The sequence below is a fragment of the Actinoplanes awajinensis subsp. mycoplanecinus genome (assembly GCF_001509495.1).
Classification (GTDB): Bacteria; Actinomycetota; Actinomycetes; order Mycobacteriales; family Micromonosporaceae; genus Actinoplanes; species Actinoplanes palleronii.
This window is the reverse complement of record NZ_LLZH01000223.1, coordinates 79,334-100,641: the sequence shown is the minus strand read 5'-3', so window position 1 is coordinate 100,641 and position 21,308 is coordinate 79,334. Positions and strand designations below refer to the sequence as shown.

Here is a 21,308-nt window from a genome sequence, read left to right as displayed (position 1 = left end):
AGCGACTCAAAGCCATGCAATACCGGCCCGCTCTCGCCACCGGCTTCCTCGGCAGCAGCGGCCTCAAACCACCCTGACCCTGACCCCAAAAGGTCAGTACTTGCAGAAGTTCAAGACGGTGGGGGTAAGCCGGCTCGGTGTCGGCTTCGTCTTGCGGCGGTGTGGGCTGGTTCACGTCAAGTCCTCGTGCCATGCAGCGTCGACGATCTCGGGGATCTCGTAGAGATAGTTCTTGAGCACGTTGCCGCTTCTGTCCAGGTACCGGCGTAACAGAGTCAGTCTCTGGTTGATGGGGTCGAAGCTGTCGTCGGCGCGGATGGCAGCGGCGAGTCCGGCGCCGGCGACGGAGGTGCGGTAGCCAAAGCCTTTGTCGAGTGGTTTGACGTCGACGAGGCCGCGGCCGATGAGGGACCCGAGGACCGCGTAATAGGAGGGATCCCAGGGGCCGTAGCGGTAGCGCATCATGCGGGCATCGAGCGGTGCTTCGTCGGGGTCGATGCCCGCGATTTGTTCCGGGCTGGCGCCGTGGGCGAGCAAGACCTGGCGTAGGTGGCGGGGGTAGCGCAGAAGGAAGTCGAGTTTCGCGAGCTTGATCCGGCCCTCAAGGTAGCGTTCTTGGGTCTTGTTTTTGCGGCTGAAAGCGTCGATCAGTAGAAGAATCCGCGCTTCGGCCTCGCGGGAGGGGCGAAATCGGGCCCTGGGTGACTCGTCGTCGGGGAGGCCTGGCGGTGGCGGGACACCGTTGGGTGGAGCGGCTGTCATGGTGGCTTGAGGGGTCATGACGCGCGCCATCCGAACCGGCAGGTATCGGATAGGTGGCCGAGGTAGCCAAACACGAAGAATTCGTCGCGGTCAAAGATGTTCTGCCGGTCGCAGTGGGCCAGGTGTGCGGGCTGGGACAGCAGGGCGTTGGCGATTGCCTCAGCTGGACGGCCCGCTGCCGCGGGATTGGTGACTGCGGCCAACTCGACTTCGGCTGCGGTTGCTTCGGCCATTCGCAGGACCCGTCGCGCCAATTTCTCGAGGTCGTCTTCGGCGCTGTCGCGGCTGGCGAGCATCAGCTGGCGTTCGACCTCCATGTCGGCTCGCATCTCCTGCATCTTGGCGATGAGCGGGCGGCTGGCACCGGCCGCCGTCATCTTCAGTTCCATGAGGGAGACGGAGGTGCCGGCGGAGATGCGTGCGAGTAGTTGTTGCTGGGACTCGCCAGGCTGCGGCGGGGTCAAGCTGAGCAGCATGACGCGGCTGAGGATTTGGTCGCGGATCGGCGCGATGGCCTGCCCTGCGGGTTCGTGCGGTTCGGGTAGGTCGGACCCGAGGTGGGGAAGGGCTGCGCTGAGGATCGCCTGGATCGATGGCGGCTGTCCTTCTCGTGCTGTTTGCGCGGCTTCTGCGGCGGTCAGTAGCCGCTCATACAGGAACTTGACCTCTGGGTGGGACAGGGATGGCCAGAGAGCGTGCAGTTCCCACATCGCCTTGGCGTCGATGTGAGCCTGCGTGGGCTGGTCTGGTTCAATGACGAGGCGGTGGAGGAAGTCGTCGACCCAACCTCGGGGGATCTTGTGCGCGACGAGTTTCTTTCGCACCTCAGCGCTGGCGGATCACGGGTCTTGGACGAAGTCTTCTGTATCGGCTTTCCCAGCGGTCGCCCCTTCGAACCAGAGTTCAAAGGTGCAAAGCTCGTGCATCCTCTGCTTGCGAGCCGCAACATACGAGCGAGCGAGCGCGTCGAGGCCGCGATCGTTCATGGCGGCGACGCTCCAAGAGCCCTTGTCACGAGTTTTGAGTTGAATGAAGCGGACTTTGTCCGCGTACACCAAGGTGAGGTCCTCAACGTGCTCGCAGGCTAAGAACAATGGTTGATCTTGTTCTCTGAGACACGTCAGCCACTGTCGTACAACCTGTTTGGCCTGCCACCGGTAGCGGGCAAAGGTGTCGAGTCCTGTGGGATCGCTTTCGACGGTAGCTACCTTGATCAGCATGTCCAGGCCAGGGATCGGCTGTTGCTGCTTTGCGTCAGTCACCCGGATGAACCCCCACCGATAAAGGCAACAACGAACCACAGACAACCCAGCGTGCCCATAGCACTACGCTGAGGAAACGATGCTAGCGGTCGTGGAGCGAGGTCAACACCCCCTGAACTGTCCTCGGGCCGTTCGACTGTTCCTTCATGGACACCCGGCCTGCCTCGGGCCAGCGTGTCAGCCATCTTCGCCACGTTGGCGGTCTCGCCGCGGTAAAACGTTCCTAAAGATCTCTGCGGGGGACTGTAAAAAGAACGGTGTAACTCCTGATCAAGGAGACGCACCTGATGACCATGACGACCGAGGCCGTGGATACTTCCGCGGTGGCCAAGAAGAAGAACCCGGCAGCCTCGCCGGGTGGTGTTGATGCCCAACTGGTCGGCCAGTTGGTCGAGCAGGCCCGTGCCGCGGGCCTGCAGCTGACCGGCGAGGGCGGCCTGCTGCAGCAACTGACCAAACGCATGATCGAGGCCGCGATGGACGGCGAGATCACCGACCACCTGGGCTATGAGAAACACGATCCGGCCGGCAAGGACGGCGGGAACTTCCGCAACGGGTCAGGGCCAAGACGGTGCTGACCGATGTCGGCCCGGTCGAGATCAGCGTGCCCCGCGACCGGGACAGCTCATTCGAGCCGCAGATCGTCAAGAAGCGGCAGCGCCGGCTGACCGGGGTCGAGGACATGGTTCTGTCGCTGTCGGCCAAGGGCCTGACCACCGGGGAGATCAGCGCTCACCTGGCCGAGGTATATGGCGCCGAGGTGTCGCGGCAGACGATCTCCACGATCACCGACAAGGTCATGGACGGCATGGCCGAGTGGCAGAACCGACCCCTGGACCGCGGGCGGTTTCTACCAATGAGCGCCCGTCAAGGTGTGGATGGCCGGCGACTCCACGATGATGAACGCCAGCACCTGCCCGATCGGCTGGGGCAGCCAGTTCGGGTCGTGCCTGACCACCGACGCTACGGTGCAGAACAGCGCCGTCGGGGGCCGCAGCATCCTGACGTGGCTCTACGAGGGCAACGTGACAAGCACGAAGAACGCCGCAGGCGAGTGTGCGCTCAGCTCGACGGCATACAGCTCACGGTGGACCGCGATGCTCAACGGCTTCGCGTCAGGTGACTACCTGATCGTCCAGTTCGGCATCAACGACCGCGACACGGCCTGCCCGCGGCACGTCGGTACCGCCCGCTTCAAGGAACTGCTCGGCGTGATGGCCACCGCGGCCAAGGCCAAGGGCGTCAAACCGATCTTCGTCACCCCGGTCGCCGCGATCACCTGCAGCGGCAGCACCGCCGTCGGCAACCGCGGCTTCGTCACCGAGACCAAGGCCGCCGACACCACCAACGGCGTCCCGGTGATCGACCTGCACGCCCGCAGTGTCGCCCTCTACAACTCGCTGGGGCCTGTGCCCGAACAACGGCGACTACACGACCGGTGCGGTCGGCGCGTTCTTCTGCAACGACCACACCCACTTCGAGGCAGCCGGCGCAAAACAGATCGCCACCGCACTACGCGAACAGAGCATCCCCCTCGCGGCGTACCTCAAATAACGTGCGCCGGGATCAGGGCCGTGTCAGACGCGTTGTCTCCCCAGGAAGGGACTGGGGGTGCCATGCCAGAAGACAGCAAGCTCGTCACGAGCCCTGGTCGCGGCCACGAAGAGCAGTGAGCGGTCCCGCTGCCTCTCGTTCTCGTACCGCTTCGGGTCGAGGTCGCGATACCTGTTGATCATCTGGCGTGGCACGAGGCCGTCGCTCACTCCGGCAACGATGATCTTCTGGTACTCGAGGCCCTTGAGCCGGTGCATCGTCCCGACATGAACGCCGTCGCCCCGATCAGGGCCGTTGGGGCCGATCTCGACGGCGGGGATGTCCTCCGCCTCCAACCGTGTCATCACATCGGTGGCAAGCTTCTTGGTCGGCACGCAGATCGCCACCGAGCCGTCTCGGGGCGTGCCCCAATCGGCTAGCTGGGTAATGATCAAACCGCTCTCCTCGGCCCAGTCAGCCGCACCGAGGAAGACGGGCTTCGCACCCTGCAACAGGGATCGATAGCCGGCCAGGTCGTCGGAGCCGCCGTCGAGGTCGTCGTAGGCTCCGCCATCGATGATCTCCAGCGCGGCGGCGAGGATCTGCCGTGTCGTCCGATAGCTCAGAGTCAGGCGGGCTGAGCGGCCCCGGATGTTGATACCGAGGCTGCCCAGCCGCACCTGGTTGTCGTAGATGCGCTGGTGGGAGTCGCCGGTGAGGAACATGTCATCGGGTCCCGCCGGAACCAGCGCGCGCAAGATCCGCCAATGTGCGGCGCTGAGGTCCTGTGCCTCGTCGACCACAACGTGCTGGTATTGGCACGGGCTACCAGCGGCAAGTGCCGCCGCCCGGACAGCCACCTGACGCCACGTCCAGGAACCCTGCGCTCCCAGCCATCGCACGAAGCGCTCGCTGAGATCCCACACCTGGTCACGGTCGGCACGAGCCAGGGCTCGGCCCCGATGAGGCCGGCGGGCGCTGAAGTATCCGGCCCGCGAGGTGATCGCCTGCCCCAGGATTACCTGCTCCCATTCGGCCGCGAGGAACTCGGGGCTCCACGTCGAGGCACCGATCTGCGTGTCCAGGAACTTGCGCCACAGCTGCGGCACCTGAATGTCGTCGAGCTTGCGCTTGGGAGCCCTCGGGTCGTACTGGGAGACGATGCGGTCGGCGAGACGGTCGACGTGCACCACGTCGACGCGGGAGAGAACCTCGTCGCCGCCGAGCGCGCGCAGGCGCGTACGGAGGTCAGCGGCCAGGTTGCGGTTGAAGGTGGTAAGCAGGATCGGCTTGTCGATGCCGGCCGGCAGCTGCCGGGCCAGGTGCACGGCCCGATGCAGCGCGACGATCGTCTTGCCGGTGCCCGGGCCACCGCTGACTCGGGCCGCCCCGTTGAATCGGCGCTCCACCAGGCGGCGCTGACTCGGATGTAGGAAGATCTGCCACCGCTCGAAGGACTCGCCGAGGATGAAGCGGAGTGCCTCGTCGTCCGTTGTGACCTGGCTCGCCGGACGCTTCACCGCGGCCCGGAGGTCGTCGACATCGACCTGGTCGGCGGCCTGCACCGGCTGGGTGATCCGGTCGTGGACGTAGTCATAGGTGTCGCCGTCGAAGAGCGCGAAAAGCACATCAGTGGTGAGTTGCGGCGCCCACTCGGCCATCTCCAGCAACTGCGCCTCGTCGGCCAGTTGCCGCACGTGGGGCAGCAACGGCTCCGCGACTCCCAGGGCGATCAGCTGCTCGTCGGTGTAAGCACCGAAAAGCTGCCCGCTCGGCAGGTGCCTGCCGATGATGCTGACGCCGACGGGCCGGGTGTCGATCGACTTGAGGTCCATCACCTCGATGCCGCCGGTCACGCGGTTGACCCGGTAGGCGTATCGATCGAGGTCGTCGTAGACGGAGCTGCGATGCTCGACGCCGATCAGCAGGTACTCGCTGTGCCCGAGGTGCAGCAGGATCGCACGAACGTCGCGCTTGACCCGGGCGGCCATCAACCGGTTGTCCCCGTGCAGGGTTTTCAGGTCAAGGCCGGGCTGGTCCGGGTTGTTGCGGAACTTGTACATGAACTCGAGGACTGCCCCCTTGTCGGTCCGGGACAGCTTCATGATCTCTTTCTCGGCCTGATCGAAGACGTGCAGCGTCGCCCGGTCGCTCATGCCATCACCCGCCTGCTGATCTCGTCGGCCGTCCAACCCCGGGCCGGACGTGCGACCCAGCCCGCGGCCGCATACGCCTCATCCCGTTGAGTCACCTCGTGGTCGTCCAACGCGCCGACCAGCACGATCGCTGTCTTGCGAAGCGGCCAGGCCAACTCGGCCATCCAGCCCTCGTCGCCCAGCTCATATCCGACCACAGGTGCGGGAGCCCCGCGGTTGGCCAGCTCAGGGACGAGGCCGGCCAGCGCCGGGTCGCTCAGGTCCGCGTAGCGCAAGACCTCCTGCCATCCCGGAGCCATCGGCAGAGCCTCCTCGTCGGCCTCGACTGCGGCCAGCATCTCCGCGATCTCGTCGACGTCCACGCCGGCATCGCCCGGCACGTCACGGGCATCGTTGAGCAGCGCCTCGAACGTCTCCCTGGCGGCGCGGCGCTCATTCACGTCGCGCTGGAGTTGCCCGATGTAGCGGCGTAGCCGCAGTGCACGAGCGTCGGTGTTGCCGTGCGCCAGGCGATAGTCGGCCAGCAAGCGCTCGATGCGCTCCAGCGCCTGCCGGGTACGTCCCAGCAAGGCATCGCACATCGCGGTCCGGTACCTGCAGTCGAACTCCAGGTCGGACACCCCCGCGTCCACGGTTGAGAGATCCACCGCGAGCGCATGGAAGATCGGCTCCGCGTCCTCGTAGTCAGCCGCCTCGAACAGCTGGGTGGCCTGCTCGTGACGGGCACTCGCAACATCGGCGTCGACCGCGTCGAGGACCTGCCGTGCGGCTAGCACCGCACGGCCCAGCATGGCTGCCGCATCACCGTGGCGGGAGCGCCGCGCAAGGGCGCGCGCCTCCTCGCGCACGCGTCGCAGCTCCTCCCTCGCGAGGAGAGACGCACCGGACTCGATGGGATCGGCCGCCGGAGGGTGTGCCTCTGTCGTTCTGGCGAATACTCGCTGCAGCACGCCGGCGTACATCCGGGCGGGACTCAGCATCGAGGGTGGGTCCAGGGCTCCAGGCAGCGGGCCGAGGTCCACGGAGAACGGCAGAAGCCGGTGATAGACCTCCTCGGCGCTGGCCGGGCGGGCCTCCGGCTTCTTCTCCAACATCTGCATGACCAGCTGTTCCAGTTCAAGAGGCACATCGGCACGGCGGGTCCGCGGTACCGGCGGCGTCTCATTCACCTGCTGGTTCATCAGCGAGAAGGCCGTGGGACCGGTGAACAGGGGCGAACCGGTCAGCATCTCGTAGAGAGTGCAGCCGAGGGCGTACAGATCGGCGGCCGGGCCGGCCTCGCTCGTCTTCACCTGCTCAGGCGCCATATAGGCGGGCGTCCCGAGATAGTCGCCCATCCGGGTGATACGCGCGAAGTCCGCGTCAGACGGCGCGGTAGCCAGCCCGAAGTCCAATACCTTGACCGCGCCGTACGGCTCGAGCATGACGTTGCTCGGTTTCAGGTCGCGGTGGACCAGGCCTTCGGCGTGTGCGGCGGCCAGGACCGAGCAGATCTGAGCGCCGATCGCGGCGACCCAGCCGATCGGCAGCGTGTCCGGATGCTGCTCGACGATGAGGTCGGCGACGGTCAGACCGCGGATGCGTTGCATGACCATGTACGGGACATCGCCGTCGACGCCCACGTCATAGATCGCCGGAACACCCGGGTGCTCCAAGCGCGCGGTGATCATCGACTCCCGCTCGAAGCGATGCCGGATGTGCGCCTCGTCCTCAACGCCCGGCGGCACCCGCAGGAACTTGACCACGACCTCGCGTCTGAGCCGGTTGTCGTGCCCGAGCCACACCTCCCCCATACCGCCGTGCGCCAGTGGGAGCTTCCGCAGCTCATAGCGCTTGCCGTTCAGGCTGAGACCCGGCACGTGCCCTCCCGTCTACACACGAGTGCCGCAATGCCTCTTGTTAACACAGCTTTCGTATCGTAGTGTCGTCCGTGTTGCGCACCGCGAAAGCATAGCGAGCGCTGGCACGGCCGCGGGAGATCAGTCCCGTTTCTGTTTACAACCCGTCGGCAGCTTCCCGGGGAGAAGTACTCGTCCACCGGGGGCAGCCGACCGACGAACACTCTCGGGGCGTGACCGCGTGGTTCCGTGCCTGACCGCCGCAGTGCACACCCGAGGAGGTACGCGGTGAACTACCTGGAGTGGAACAGCAGCCTGCTCACCTACGTGATCGACCGCGGGGACCCCACCCGGGACCTCTACCTCTACGTCGACCGCGATCTCCTCGCCAAGCTGTCCGGGCTCAGCCCGGAACAGGCGGTAGAGGACTTCAGCAGGGCTTTTCAGGTGGGCATGGGCAGCAAGCCGTTCCATCGCGGCATGCAGACGGCGACCAAATGGCGCCTCAGCGGCTTCCCGGGCGCACCACAGTTCGTCATCCATCTCGCGATGACGGTGCTCGCCGTCACCGAGGACCCGATCGACGGCAGCGTCTACAAGCGCCAGAACGCCCTGCTCGGCCTGCCGAGCCTCAAGAGCCCGCCGCTGGGCTACGACACCGATGTCCCGCTGCTGTGGCGGGCGTGGAACATGTGGCTGAAGGGGCCGGGCGCCATCCACGGCCGCCCGACCGCACGGTCCCACGACCTGTGGTCACTGCAGGGCTGGGCGCGCAGCCAGGCACTCATCCGCTATCACGACCGGCTCCTGATCGAGGAGTACCTGGCGGCCGGCGACCCGTCGTTCGACAGCTTCCGGACCTGGCTGGCCCTGCACCGCCCGCACGTCTGGGATCGCTTCCGCGAGCAGCCGGCCATGGACATCCTGCGCGCCGTCTTCGAGGAGGAGGAGGCTCGCTTCGGGGTGCACGAGCCACGCTCCCGGCCGGCAACCGGCCCCTCGCAGCAGCAAGGCCTGCTGAGCTACGACCCTATGACAGGCGCGTTCTCCGGCATCGTGCTGATCGACGAGGAGTGGGTCGGACGCACGGTCGACCTGGGCCAGGGCGAGAAGCACACTGTCGACGGCTACGACCCTGTGCTCCAGATCCAGCCCGATGTCTCCGAGCTGGAGATGCTCACCACGGGCGTCCAGCACCGGCTCGCCGATGACCTTGTCATGCGCTTCGGTGGCGAGAGCCTCTACGCCCTGCGCGACGACGCCCGCGTGGACGCCCAGCTGCAGGTCCGGAGCGTGGACCATCCCGCTGTCGTCGATCTCCTGGTTCGCGCCGACCAGGTTGCCCGGGTGACCTCGATCCTGCAGACGGCCGGGCTGGAGCCCCGGCAGACGCCCGCCGGGATCGGGGACTGGGCCCGGTTCCGCGACGTCAGCCTGACTCCGGCCCAGCCCGCTCTGCTCACAGGGCTCGGCTTGGGCAGGGCTGCCCGGGCCGAGCAGCAATGCACCTTCTTCGGCGGGCTGCGGGTACGGACGGGCCTCTACCTGGTCGGTGGGGAGCCCGACGTCCATCTCACCGGCGACGAGCCGGTCACCGAGGTGATCGTGGACGGCGTGCCGCATCCGGTCCTGGCGGACGACCGGCGGCTCGCGCTGTCCGACCTGGCACTCTCGCCGGGCCAGCACCGCATCGAGTCGCCCTGTGGCACGCGGACCCTGCGGACCGAGGACTACGTGCACGAACGGCCTGTGCACAGCGAGATCGCGCGGCCGATCGTGCTGCTCCCGCACGGCTATGCCGTCAAGCCCACCGAGGTGCGCACGTCAGCGGCGGCGACACTGGCCGGCGCCGCCCTGGACGGCGTCCAGGTCTACGACCCCGTCATCATCGGCAAGCGCCCGGGAACCGACACGCTGATGATCACTTACTCGGGCGACGTCAGTGAGGTCTTCCCGACCACTCCGGTCTGGGTCAGCGAGGCGGGGATGCAGCCCAGCACCATCGATGTGCTGGCCACGGTGCGAGACAACTCAGCGCCGGTCGCGTGCGTGCTTGTCCGCAGCCGTGCCAACGAGCGTGTCCAGGCCATCGCAGTGCCGTCGGAGGCGCCGCGCTTCGAAGGCAAAGCACCGAGCCGTCCCCGGCCGGACCTCATGACCTCCCTGGTGCTGAGCTTCCGCAAGTGGTCCTGGGTCGGACAGCGCCACCCCCGGGTCGACAAGATCATGAGCACCGCCCTGCGCGCCACGGAGCGCGCCTCCTCGACGGCACCATTCGTGCAGCCGAGCCCCGGCCCGGAGGTCTCGCGGGTTACCGTGGCCGAGCGTCTCGTGGCCGAGAACCCGTACGACGACGTGCTGACCTGGCTCTCCGAGCGGGAGAATGGCATGGCCTCGATCTCTGAGCTCGCCGACACCTGGAGCTGGCTGTGCCGGCGCTACGGGCTCACCGATCTTGCCTTCCGCTGGCGCGGAGCGCTGAAAGTCCTGGAAGACCTGGGCCACATCGAGAGGCACTACGACTCGGCCCGGGTCGGCGTCGCGCCGTCGACCTTCGTCGCCCTGCCGGCCTCTGCCGGGCTCTATGCGCTGGCCGGAGCACGACCGCAACAGCTTCTGGAGCGGCTCAACAATCCGGATGATCCGGACGCGGTCGTCGCCGAGGCGGCCCTGTACTGGCAGGTCCACCACCGTACCCCGGTGGACGTCCAAGGCAGGCCGAGCGGCCCGCAGGCCATCTACCTGGAGTCCGACCCCGCACAGCGAGATGTCGTCCAGCGCGGCCTGCAGGGTCTCGGCGTGAAGATGCGCGGATTGGTGGCCGATGCCCTGCTCGCACTGCAGCCCGCCATCACTGACCTCGACGCCGTCGGCACCCGGCAGACCATGTCGCCCGGCACCGAGATCCACCGGCGCACCAACCTGAACGGCGTCTACGACTGGAAGCCGGTCCGAGACGACGCACGGCCTGGGCTCTACTCCTACCGGCTGCGCAGCGGCAGGGCTTTCGCCTGGCGCCAGTCACCGGGCGACTCTCTGGTCGAAGTCGAGTTCGGCGTCGGCGAATGGCTGCTGCGTGCGGCAGAGGGAGAGACCAGCCTCTTGCACGCCGACCAGGGCACCCGTCGCCGCCTGGCGGTTCCCGAGGCCGTGCAGCTGCCCCGAATGATCTCCCGCGCGCTGGTGCTGCGCAGTGGGCTTCCTCCACGGGTGAGCCGGATCGGACCCGGCCCCGCCCTCTACCTGGTCTACGAGAACGTCGACAGCTCCACCACCCGTAACGTGGCTCAGCTGCTCGCGCAGGAGCCGGTTGCGGGGACCATCATGACAGCACGACAGGGGTGACACAGCACATGAACTCTCCGGCCCTGACGCTCGACGGGCTTCAAAACTATCTCGAAGACGCGTTCCTGCGGTACTACGAGACCGCGTACGAGCTACGCGACAGCGCATTGGAGAAGGAGCGCCGCCGACTGCTCAGCCAGCGCGGAACGGTCTTCGTCGACCCCTATGTCGAGCTGATGCCGTCGTACCCCTCGTCGCGGTCGACCACGGGGGAGATCTTCTTCGATCTCGGCATGCCCGAGGCTGCCTCGCTGGTCCAAGCCGGCCTGCTGCCGCATCCTCGTCCATACGCCCACCAGGAGCAGTCGCTACGGGAGTCGTTGAAGGGCCGAAACGTCATCGTCGGCACCGGCACCGGCTCCGGTAAGACCGAGTCGTTCCTGCTGCCGGTGGTGGCGGGGCTCGTCAAGGAGTCGAAGAGCTGGGCGACGCCGGCCGACGCACCGGCGGCTACGCCGTGGTGGCGCGCCGGCGGGGCGTTCCAGCCGCAGCGCGACAAGGAGCAGGGCCGACTGCCGGGCATCCGGGCGCTGCTGCTCTATCCGATGAATGCCCTGGTGGAAGACCAGCTGGTACGCCTGCGCACCGCCTTGGACTCGCCGGCCGCGCGTGCGTGGCTGGACAAGAACCGACCGGGACACCGCTTCTACTTCGGGCGTTACACCGGGCGCACGCCCCTGCCCGGCACGCGCGAGACCGCCACCCCGGACAAGGTCAAGCGGCTCGCAAAGCTCATGCGCACAGCGGAGCAGCGCCAGCAGCGTCTGGCGGAGGGCATCGCCGAGGGATCCATCGACGACAAGTGGCGGTACTTCCTGCCGTCGCTGGACGGGGCGGAGATGAGGTCGCGCTGGGACATGCAGCACGCTGTCCCGGACATCCTCATCACGAACTACAGCATGCTCTCGATCGCGCTTTCCCGCTCGGACGAGGCGCCCATGATCGAGGCAACCCGGCGCTGGCTCGAGGCCTCCCCGAGCAACAAGTTCAACCTGGTCGTCGACGAGCTGCACATGTACCGCGGCACGTCCGGCACCGAGGTCGCCTACCTGCTGCGACGGCTGATGAGCGCGCTCGGCCTGGACCAGCGCCCCGACCAGCTCAAGATCATCGGCACGTCGGCGAGCATCCAGGACGACGCTGAAGGCCGCGCTTTCCTCAGCGAGCTCTTCGGCCGCAAGGACAGCTCGTCCTTCACCTTCATCAAGGCCAAGGAGGAGGAGCCGGAAGGCGCCGACGACCTGCGCGAGCTGACCGCTCCGCTGCTCGAGGAGCAGCTGACCGCGGAGAGCCTGCCCACCGACGGGACCTTGCCGCGGGCGATGCTCCGGGCGATGACCGAGGACGGCGAGCTCCGGCCGCGTGCGCTGTCCACCGTTGCGGGCAAGCTGTTCCCCGGCGTCGGCAACGAGCAGGCGCGGAAGGCCTTCGACAACCTGACGAAGCTGCTGGAGATGCAGGACTCCCCGGCCGTACGCCTTCGTGGGCACCTCTTCGCCCGCACCCTGCAGGGCCTCTGGGCATGTGCTGACCCGGAGTGCTCACAGGTGGCAGCCGACGAGCAGTCTCCGCAGCGCCGCATCGGCAAGCTGTACGCCACCCAGCGCTTCACCTGCGATTGCGGTGCCCGGGTACTGGAGCTGCTGTACTGCCAGTCCTGCGGGGAGAGCATGCTCGGCGGCTACGTCGCCCGGAACGCCGGCAAGGAGTTCCTCGTCTCCGCAATCGGCACGCTGGACAAGCTGCCAGACCGGGCACCCGCCGGACGCGACGCTCACGACTATCGCGTCTACTGGCCGACCGACCGTGAGCCGGTGGTCAAGGGGAAATGGCGACGAACCGGCACCCGGACCAGCAAGGACGCCAAGCCTCCGGCGTACGAGATGGAGTTTGTCAAGGCCCGTTTCTCGCCGGGTACCGGCCAGCTCGAGCGCAGGTTCACCAAGCCGCGCACCGGCTTCATCTTCAGCCTGACGGCCGGTGGCGCCGAGGATCGGATGCCCGCGTTCCCCACCCGGTGCCCGTCCTGCAAGGACGACCGTGAGCGCCCGACGAAGAGCGACCGGGTCGAAGACCAGCGCCGATCCGGCTCGCCAATCCGGACCCAGGGTGTCGGTTTCGAGCGAGCCAACCAGGTGCTCACCGGCGCGCTGAAGCGCCGGCTCAAGTCGCGGCTTGTCACGTTCTCCGACAGTCGCCAGGGCGCGGCTCGCGTCTCGGCAAATCTCGAGCTGGCGCACTACCTCGACCTGATCCGCGCGTTGCTTGTCAAGTCGGTGAAGGCCAAAACCGGCGATGGTGTGCTGTTGCAGAAGCTGCTCGACGGGGACCGGAGCCCCGAGGCGAAGGAGGCCCTCGGCCGGCTCAAGGCCGTCAACCGAGAAGCGTTCATGGCGATCTCCACCAAGATGAACGGCTTCGACTTGGACAGCGCTGACGAGCGCGCGCTCGCCGGCGCCCTGGAGTCCCTGAGCGGGCGACCCAGCCTCGTTGACATGGTCAACGAGCTGCAGCCGCGGCTGCTGGAGCTCGGCGTCAATCCCGGCGGCCCGGGGCCGACGTTAAACAAGGTGCGTGACGGGCTGTCCTGGACGCGCCTGTTCGACTGGGATGTCAGCCCGGTACGCGACCGCGGCACCTCCCTCGACGCCGACGACCGGGAGTTGCTCGCTGAGATCCAGCGTGCCCTCGGCGCCCAGGTGGTCAAGACCGTCTTTGCCGGCGGCGATCGGGACATGGAGGCTCTCGGCCTGGGTCACGTCGTGCCTGGTGCGCCGATGACCCTCGGCTCGCTCGACCCGGCCGCCGCCAACGAGTTCGCCTGCTCCGCGCTGCGCATTCTGGGTCGCCGACGGCGAACCCCGTGGACGAGCGAGTATGCCGAGAAGGACTGGCCCCGTCAGCTGCGCGACTTCGCGGATAAGGTGGTTGAGCGACACCCCTCATGCGGGCTGGACGGGGAAGGCTTGATCGAGGCCTTCGGCCGGAAGCTGAACGCCGGCGAGCAGTCAGGCCACCGTGTCGATCCGGCCGAGATGCGCGTTGCCCTGGTCGACAAGCCGGCCTTCTGGCGATGTGGCACCTGCCGGACCAAGCATCTGCACCGCAGCGCCGGCATCTGTATCACCTGCTTCGCCCGGCTGCCCGAGGAGCCGGAGACCGCTGAGTCGGTCGCCCAGGACTACTACGCCTGGCTGATCGATGAGGACGGCGGCTTCCGTCTGCACTGCGAGGAGCTGACCGGCCAGACCGACCCGCTGGAGTCCCAGGCCCGCCAGGCTCGCTTCCAGGACGTCTTCCTGGGCGACACGGAGGTGCCCCGAGTCGACGGCATTGACATCCTCTCGGTCACCACGACGATGGAGGCCGGCGTCGACATCGGTGCGCTCAGCGGCGTAGTGATGGCCAACATGCCGCCGCAGCGATTCAACTACCAGCAGCGGGTCGGCCGGGCCGGCCGGCGCAGCGAGCATCTCGCCATCGCGCTGACCGTCTGCCGGGGTGCGCGCAGCCACGACGAGCACTACTTCGCCAACCCGGCCGCGATCACCGGCGATAAGCCGCCGCAGCCGTTCCTCGACATGCGCTCCGAGCCGATCCTCAAGCGCGCCTTCGCCGCTGAGGTGCTAACTCGCGCGTTCCGCTCAGTGTCGAAGCGAGTGACGTTCGCCGTCGGCCGCAGCGTTCACGGTGAGTTCGGTTCCACCGACGACTGGATCAACCTCCCCGAGCTCAGCAGCGCCGTCCGCGACACTCTTGCCATCGGCCACGCGACGTGGCTTTCGGTCGCCAACGGCCTGCTGACCGCGACCAACATGGATCCCAAGGTGGCGGACCAGCTCGCCGACTGGGCGGCAACCCAGTTGGCCGATGCCATCACTGACGCCGCTCGCACGGCCCGCACCCAGTCGCTGGCGGAGACCTTGGCGCAGGCCGGCCTGCTACCGATGTTCGGCTTCCCCACGCAGGTTCGCGTGTTGTACACGGAGAAGCCCAGGGGTGTCGGCGAGCCGAACACTCTTGACCGGGACTCCAGCATCGCTCTCTCCGAGTTCGCCCCGGGAGCCGAGGTCGTCAAGGACAAGTCGATCCATGTCGCGGTCGGCGTGGTGGACTACCGGCAGGCCGGCAACGGCACCTGGATACAGAGCGGTGAGGACCCTCTTGGCCCGCGGGACAAGGCGGGTGTGTGCCAGCAGTGCCTCGGCATCACCCTGGCGGAGACCGAGACCTGCCCGGACTGTGGGGCAGGCGCTCCCAGCTTCGCCCAGGTAACCGTCGCGCAGCCGCTCGGATATCGCACCTCGTTCGTGGCGCGCGACTATGAGCAGCTCGGCGAGCCGACCGCCCGGGCGGCGCAGCCCCGGTTGGTCATGGGTGTGTGGACGGAGAAGCACCATGCGAACGCCCGCGTCCGCTCGACCACCGGCAAGATCATGTCGGTCAACGACAACGACAACGAGCTGTACCAGTTCACCGCCGCGACGTTCAAGAACAGCTCGCGACAGGCTGACGGGCTCATCGAGCTGAGCCTGCTCACCGAGAAGGAGCGCCAGAAGCGGGCGAAGCTGTCCAACCAGGTGCCGGAGGGCACGCCACGGGAACCGGTCGCGCTCGCTGCTCAGCGCCACACGGATGTGCTCGTGGTCGGCCTGTCCAGCACCCCGCCCGGGTTGACGATCGACCCGCAGGAGCCGGCCGGGCGTGGCGCCTGGGCGTCTCTGGGCTATCTGCTGCGTGACGCCGCCGTGAAGTGGCTGGACATCGGCCCGGCGGAGATCCAGGTCGGTGTGCACCCTCGCCAGCACGAGGGCCGGCTCACCGCTGAGCTGTTCATCGCCGACAGCCTGGAGAATGGCGCCGGTTACGCCACCCGGCTGGCCGACAAGTTCGAAGACCTCGTGGGAGAGGCCGAAGCGTTCGCACATGGCCTCAGCAAGCACAACAGCGGAGCACCCTGCGACTCGAGCTGTCACAGCTGCCTGCGCGACTACGGCAACCGCGCCTGGCATCCGCTGCTCGACTGGCGCCTCGCCACCGATCTGCTGGGCCTCCTGCAGGGCTGGCCGTTGGACGTCGACCGGCAGCGTGAGCGTGATGTTCGGGCAGCGCGGCGATTCGCCCAGGACTTCAACTGCTCGGTGGTCGAGGATGAGATCCTGATCATCGACAAGCCTGGCGCGGGCCGTCTGGCGATCCTCCACCCGTTCGAGGACCGCTCGGGCACCTCGGCCAACGCCCGAGTGACCTCGCTGCGCAATCGGGACAGCGAGGTCAAGCTGGTGACCTCGTACGACCTGATCCGACGCCCGGGAGCCTTGATGGCCGAGCTGGCGGCGCGATAGTCGTCTCGACCGGGGATGGGCGCATCACTGCGGAGACGTGCCCATCCCCCGCTCTCTGGCCGCGATCAAGCGATCCACCACTTGCCGAGCCGGCTCGTGTTCCCAAGAGCGAATCACCCGCCAGCCCTCGTCGGTGAGCCGAGCATCGGTGTCCCGGTCACGCAGCACGTTCCGGGCGACCTTGACCGACCAGTATCCCGAGTTCGTGGACGGCGACTTGCAGTGCTCCGGACAGCCGTGCCAGAAGCAGCCGTCGACGAAAACCGCAATCTTGTCGCGGGGAAACACGAGGTCAGCGCGATGGCGAAGCCACGCAACAGGTTGAACATCCACGCGGTAGCGCAATCCCCGGCGGTGCGCCTCGCGTCGTACCGCCAGCTCGGGGCGGGTGTCTCGACGCCGATTGCCCTGCATCACCTTCCGGGCCGCCGGAGTGCTCGCGCTTGGTGGGGTGGGGAGCTCCAGGAGCCTCCGGCTCCTGATCCGCTGTCTGCGACACTACGCACTCCCCGGCGATTGTCTCCATCGGCTGTCTACCATCCGCAAGAATGCGCCCTACCATACGGCATGGCGCACCCCCAGAGATCCATTATGCGCTGGTTTAAGGCGCAGCCAGAGACTATTGTGTGATTCCACAGTGGCCGATGCTCGCGTGAGGGAACAAATGCCTGCGGAGACGAACCCCTTAGCAATCTCCAAAGGGGTCGCGCGTGCCCAATTTCGGCGCGCCCACAGCATCGCCGAAAGCGACGAGGCCGTGCCTGCACAATGGGCACAGCGAGCCACCAGGACAGGCGAGTCCCGCAATCGGACTTATACCCCTGTCCTCGGGACAGTGCTTCTGGCCAAGGCTACCAACCCAGCCGTCGACGCCTTCGCACTCAAAGCCGGCACAGGGCCTCGCGGATACTCGCCAAGGTCCTTGGCGAAGGAGGTCTTCGTCCCGCTCTGCGCGGAGAGCGACGTCGACATCCGGACCCATGGCGCGGAGCCTTTCAACAACCAGCCCTTCTTCGGCAAGGACGAGATCCACCGTGACCTCGTGCCGGCAAACAGCCCGGACCGGCCGGATCTCGACTTCCTTGTCGAGTCTCTGGAGCACGCCGACCTCCTCTCCTCCGAGCAGGCGGTTCTCGCGCTTGCGGCATTCCTGCGGGTGCGCCTCGCGCTGAGCCGGCGCGGAGGCAGTTCAACCGCCATGCCGACATCGCTCACGCAGCGGGGCCTGGAGCGTGCCGCCGCTGCGCTCATCAGCTCCGGCCCAGGAGTGGGACGCCGGGGAAAGGCGCTACTCGCTGGATGCCTCGACCTTGCCTTCCCGCGCCGAGTCCTCGACCATTACACCTCCCCTGTCGCCTGCGCTCTCGGAGACCTCGCGATCTCAGCCGCTCCCATTCGGCAGGGAGATCCGGGCGGCGAGGTGCAAGTGACGCTGGCCGCCGCAGTGAAGGCAAGGCCGGTTAACGCCCCGGAGATACTGCAATTCGCCGAGACAATGGCGAAAAGGGGCGTCGGCAAGGGCCTTTACTTGGCTCTCTCCACCCGGCAGTCAAGGATGGAGCTGGACGAGGGCGTGGCCAGGGCCGCTGACCGCTATCAAGTCACCGTGGAGGTCTACACCGACCCACAAGCGCTCGTGAAGGCCGCTGTTCTGTGGTCGTCATACCCGCTCGAGGAATGCCTGTCTCGGCTTCCCCACCTTGTCACACAGCGACTGACTGAGCTCCATTGCGACGACGCGGCCCATGAGCAATGGAGTGGCCTGCTTTCCATGGATCCGGGAGGCAAGCCCGAGCAGGCACTACTTCCTCTGTTCGGGGCTTAGCGCGCCCGAGGTGAGACCGTCACGTGCCAGGTTGATGAGATCCATACCGATCCGGCTCAACTCGCGCATAGCCGCCTCTGCGCTGTCCAGCGCACGGAAGGCCTCTGCGTACCGCCGCTGCTCGTCGATGCCCATCTGCGGAACACGCGATCCCCGAACATCAGCTCGGTAGGTACCGCTAGCGCTGGTCGAGCGGGACATGTTCGAGCTGCTGCGCAAGAATCCCCGCAAGAAGTCGGTGTCGAGTTGGTCGCTGACGGAGGTCGCAGTCCGATCCGTTATCTCGACGATTCCCGCGCGAGCCAGATCAGAGAGTCTTAGCACGCCACCATCGATAGACCCAGATCCGGGCGATAATCTTGGAACAAGGTCACGAATTTGATCCAGTGCCGCCAACAATGACTCCCGCGCATCGGAGTATTGGATGGCTTGGTCATCTTGACGATTTGTCAGGTAAGCCGAGGGCGTCAGGTCGACCGCCTCATCGAGCAGGTCAATCACGGGCACGTCCACCGATCGACCCGCAACCAGCTCCGGTAGATCCATCGGATCACCGTTGGTCAGGTCGACCATGCGAACGGTCGCGGCGGACCGTTGCTGACCCGTCGGCTTGGCCAGCACCCAGACGTGCACCGGCTGTTGATGCGAAGAGACCATTCCCGCGGGTAGTGCGATGATCTGCTCCAGGACTCCACGCCGCACCAACTCCGCTCGAATGCGCTTACCCGCCCTGCGATAGGCGACAGAGGGCGGCATCACCATCACCACTCGTCCGCCGGGCGCGACGTGGGCATAGCAATGCTGCAGCCAAGCAAGCTCCCCTTCCGCCTTGGTCGGGAGCCCGAACTCCCAGCGCGCATCAAGCAGTAGGTCGTCACGCCCCCAGTCGATCAGCCCGACCGGGGGATCACAGACCACCAGCTCCGCCCGAACCTCCGGCCAAGCGTCTCGCTGCAGGGAGTCCGCGGCCTCGGCATCCAGATCGAGGCCGAGCAGAGCGCACCTGGCTTGAAGGAGTCGGACAGCCGCGGGATTGATGTCCTGCCCGACCAGCTTGGCCGGGCCTGCGGGCTCCATCGCCAACAGCAGCGCTCCCGGCCCGCATGCAGGGTCGAAGACCGTCCCGCTGAAGTTCCCCGCGATGCGGGCCACAGCTCGTGCGAGTTGACGTGTGGTGTGCGACCCGCCCGAACTCACCAGTCGGTCGGTAAGGCCTGACACGACGTCGGCCGGGGACGACTGCTCAGCCATGCGCCGAAGCCGCAGCCTGGTCGACTCATCGAAGCAATCCAGATCACCGTCAAGGAACATCTCCGCAACCTCGGCGATGCCGGCGACCATGTCGTCGCCGCGTGAAGCCCGAAGCGTCTGCCACACAAGGACCTCGTCGGAGACATCGCTGCTCTTCCGCTGTCGCTCCAGCCAGCCAGTGACCTCGGAGAGCGCGAACAAGGCATTGCGGCCACCACCGACCGCTTCCGGAAAGTCAGCGTGACGACGCCTCCAGTTGGAGACCGCGGCACGCGTCACGCCAGCAAGGCGTGCCACCTCGGCAGCCGAGATGAGCGTGCCGTCGGTGTCCAAATCATGGGCATTCACAGGCCGACAGTACACGGCAGCCACGCCGCAAGCACCTGTCACGCAATAACAGTGTCAACGGATAATCGACAGGCCAACAGCGGTTCGACCGGGCATTTGTCCCAGTGATGCTCAAATAGGATGGATCCGCCTCGGCGCTGTGCCAGGCAAAAGGCCGTGCGTCTATCTGTTAGCAAAGCTCACGTGTCGGTGTTACCAATCCACACGCCCGCCCTGCGGGACTGTCAACCTCACCAGGCCAACTCCTGCTGGACAGCGTCTGAGCTGGAGACCAAGCCTGCCCGCGATTGGCTGGGTGCGACCTCTCGCGGCTTCGGGCCCTTGCCTGTGCCCGGATGCGCCTTCTTTGCGCCCTTCTTGTCGTGGTACCGCTCCGGAACGGGAAGTACCTCAGCGGGCTTGCGGAGCGGGCCCTCCAGCTGGCCGAGCAGCAGCGTGGGCCTCACCTGCTCCTGGACGTCCGCCGGCACTCCGTTCAGATGCGTGAGCAGTGCGCGCCCGAAGACCTCGGCGAGCAGTGGCGGCGTGGCATTGCCTGCCTGTTTGATCTGCTGCCGGAAGGGGCCGGCCAAGTTCCAGGAGTCCGGGAAGCTTTGCAGCCGGAGGCTCTCACGAGCGGTCAGCGGGCGGTTGTCCCAATGAAAAGGCCCTGTCGAAGGGCCGGGGCTCGCGGCGAGCGTCCAGGCCGGCTGGTCCCTTGCGAGCTTCAGCAAGAACGACCAGTACCGGGTTCGGTAGCCGAACAACTCCTCGCCACCGCCGCGGGCCGTCAGGTACTGGTAGTTGCTGCCCTCAGGAATTGACGGCAGCAGGCCGGCCCAGTTGCCTTGGGGCACCGGGAGGTCGGCCTCCGCCAGGTCCCCGATCGCGTCCCAGGCCCGGATGGGCGCATCGGCGTGGGTCGGCACCGGCAGCTCCATCAGCTTGCCGTCGCGGGTAGCGATGCCAATCACCCGATTGCGACGCTGCGGTACGCCGTAGGCCGCCGAGTCGATGATCTGCGCATGCAGGCTATACGCGGTGCCATGCTTTGCGTTGATCTCAGCGAGACGCTCGCGGATGAACGGCGAGGCCGAGATCTCGCCGCGAAGAAATCCGGCAACGTTCTCGATGAGCAACGCCCTGGGCTGAAAGACCTCAACCAGGTCGAGCATCGCGACGACAGTCTGTGCCCGATCGTCGTCCATCCCCCGCCGGCCGGTGTTCGCCCACTGCGCAGCCATGGAGAACGGCTGGCAGGGCGGCCCACCCGCAATTAAGTCGAGGTCGCCGACCTTCAGCCCGAGGTCCTTCGGCTTGACTGTCTCGGCGGCGACGGTCACATCACGGCACTTAAGCTGCTCCCACTCGGGCCTGTTGTTCTGCAGGGTCTCGGCACAGAAGGGGTCGATCTCCAGACAGGCTCTCGTCTCGAACCCCGCGGCTTCCAAGCCAAGATCCAGGCCTCCTGCCCCGGTGAAGAGCGAGAGAACCGAGCCTTGGTGACCCTGCACCGTGAACCGCCTTTCGAACAATCTGCGCTAACGGCATGAGCTCACGCCACCGGGGATGCCCTGTCAAGCACCAAGGCCTCAACGACGCCCGCGTGTCACGGCTGCCGGAGCATCGCAGCTTAGCCGGGGTCTCCGGCGGCCAGAGTCGCG

12 protein-coding genes and 1 pseudogene are annotated in these 21,308 nt (G+C 66.8%); 5 read left to right on the top strand and 8 right to left on the bottom strand.

Annotated elements, in window-relative coordinates; translation table 11 throughout:
* Positions 1-171: 171 nt before the first annotated feature.
* Genes ADL15_RS22785 through ADL15_RS55560 form a run of 3 tightly spaced genes read right to left on the bottom strand, consistent with a single transcriptional unit; the run spans position 172 to position 2,024 of the window.
* The gene (locus tag ADL15_RS22785) at positions 172-780 is read right to left on the bottom strand and encodes a hypothetical protein (protein WP_157441543.1); all 609 of its coding nucleotides are present in this window, start codon (positions 778-780) and stop codon (positions 172-174) included.
* The gene (locus tag ADL15_RS55565; RefSeq protein ID WP_232344289.1) at positions 777-1,586 is read right to left on the bottom strand and encodes a hypothetical protein; all 810 of its coding nucleotides are present in this window, start codon (positions 1,584-1,586) and stop codon (positions 777-779) included. The genes ADL15_RS22785 and ADL15_RS55565 overlap by 4 nt, the downstream gene beginning before the upstream one ends.
* A 15-nt stretch (positions 1,587-1,601) precedes the next feature.
* Positions 1,602-2,024 carry a dsDNA nuclease domain-containing protein gene (locus ADL15_RS55560; RefSeq protein ID WP_232344288.1) on the bottom strand — a complete coding sequence of 141 codons (423 nt, stop codon included), beginning with the start codon at positions 2,022-2,024 and terminating at the stop codon, positions 1,602-1,604.
* A 287-nt stretch (positions 2,025-2,311) separates the two neighbouring features.
* Here ADL15_RS55560 and ADL15_RS51655 point away from each other — a divergent pair.
* Positions 2,312-2,862 (top strand): annotated as a pseudogene (locus ADL15_RS51655) (transposase); the annotation flags it as partial.
* A 259-nt stretch (positions 2,863-3,121) separates the two neighbouring features.
* On the top strand, positions 3,122-3,697 hold the full coding sequence (locus tag ADL15_RS54325; protein ID WP_232344287.1) for a hypothetical protein: 576 nt from the start codon (positions 3,122-3,124) through the stop codon (positions 3,695-3,697).
* Here the strand turns inward: ADL15_RS54325 and ADL15_RS22760 are convergent.
* Together ADL15_RS22760 and ADL15_RS22755 are read right to left on the bottom strand one after the other, a co-directional pair.
* Positions 3,602-5,713 carry a UvrD-helicase domain-containing protein gene (locus ADL15_RS22760; RefSeq protein WP_067694666.1) on the bottom strand — a complete coding sequence of 704 codons (2,112 nt, stop codon included), beginning with the start codon at positions 5,711-5,713 and terminating at the stop codon, positions 3,602-3,604. The genes ADL15_RS54325 and ADL15_RS22760 overlap by 96 nt on opposite strands.
* On the bottom strand, positions 5,710-7,572 hold the full coding sequence (locus ADL15_RS22755; RefSeq protein WP_157441542.1) for a serine/threonine-protein kinase: 1,863 nt from the start codon (positions 7,570-7,572) through the stop codon (positions 5,710-5,712). The genes ADL15_RS22760 and ADL15_RS22755 overlap by 4 nt, the downstream gene beginning before the upstream one ends.
* A 267-nt stretch (positions 7,573-7,839) precedes the next feature.
* Here ADL15_RS22755 and ADL15_RS22750 point away from each other — a divergent pair, with 267 nt between their 5' ends.
* Together ADL15_RS22750 and ADL15_RS22745 are read left to right on the top strand one after the other, a co-directional pair.
* The gene (locus ADL15_RS22750; protein WP_067694661.1) at positions 7,840-10,896 is read left to right on the top strand and encodes a hypothetical protein; all 3,057 of its coding nucleotides are present in this window, start codon (positions 7,840-7,842) and stop codon (positions 10,894-10,896) included.
* Between the two features lie 8 nt (positions 10,897-10,904).
* Complete coding sequence (locus ADL15_RS22745) at positions 10,905-16,241, top strand: DEAD/DEAH box helicase (protein WP_067694658.1); 5,337 nt, start codon at positions 10,905-10,907, stop codon at positions 16,239-16,241.
* Positions 16,242-16,265: 24 nt separating this feature from the next.
* On the opposite strand, the gene ADL15_RS22740 is transcribed toward ADL15_RS22745, so the two are convergent.
* Complete coding sequence (locus ADL15_RS22740; RefSeq protein WP_269748369.1) at positions 16,266-16,706, bottom strand: very short patch repair endonuclease; 441 nt, start codon at positions 16,704-16,706, stop codon at positions 16,266-16,268.
* 199 nt (positions 16,707-16,905) lie between these two features.
* Here ADL15_RS22740 and ADL15_RS22735 point away from each other — a divergent pair, with 199 nt between their 5' ends.
* Positions 16,906-18,066, top strand: a complete 1,161-nt coding sequence (locus ADL15_RS22735) for a restriction endonuclease, SacI family (RefSeq protein WP_067694652.1) — start codon at positions 16,906-16,908, stop codon at positions 18,064-18,066.
* Here ADL15_RS22735 and ADL15_RS22730 read toward each other — a convergent pair.
* Together ADL15_RS22730 and ADL15_RS22725 are read right to left on the bottom strand one after the other, a co-directional pair.
* Positions 18,043-19,665, bottom strand: a complete 1,623-nt coding sequence (locus ADL15_RS22730) for an N-6 DNA methylase (protein WP_232344286.1) — start codon at positions 19,663-19,665, stop codon at positions 18,043-18,045. The genes ADL15_RS22735 and ADL15_RS22730 overlap by 24 nt on opposite strands.
* Before the next feature lie 230 nt (positions 19,666-19,895).
* Entirely contained in the window at positions 19,896-21,158 is a 1,263-nt protein-coding gene (locus tag ADL15_RS22725; RefSeq protein ID WP_067694697.1) for a DNA cytosine methyltransferase, read from the bottom strand.
* Between the last annotated feature and the right edge of the window lie 150 nt (positions 21,159-21,308).

Excerpts from the sequence above, each read along its gene's own strand:
- ADL15_RS54325 (WP_232344287.1), top strand. The coding sequence starts at position 3,122 with ATGCTCAACGGCTTCGCGTCAGGTGACTACCTGATCGTCCAGTTCGGC.
- ADL15_RS22760 (WP_067694666.1), bottom strand. The coding sequence starts at position 5,713 with ATGAGCGACCGGGCGACGCTGCACGTCTTCGATCAGGCCGAGAAAGAG.
- ADL15_RS22735 (WP_067694652.1), top strand. The coding sequence starts at position 16,906 with ATGCCTGCGGAGACGAACCCCTTAGCAATCTCCAAAGGGGTCGCGCGT.
- ADL15_RS22785 (WP_157441543.1), bottom strand. The coding sequence starts at position 780 with ATGACCCCTCAAGCCACCATGACAGCCGCTCCACCCAACGGTGTCCCG.
- ADL15_RS22745 (WP_067694658.1), top strand. The coding sequence starts at position 10,905 with ATGAACTCTCCGGCCCTGACGCTCGACGGGCTTCAAAACTATCTCGAA.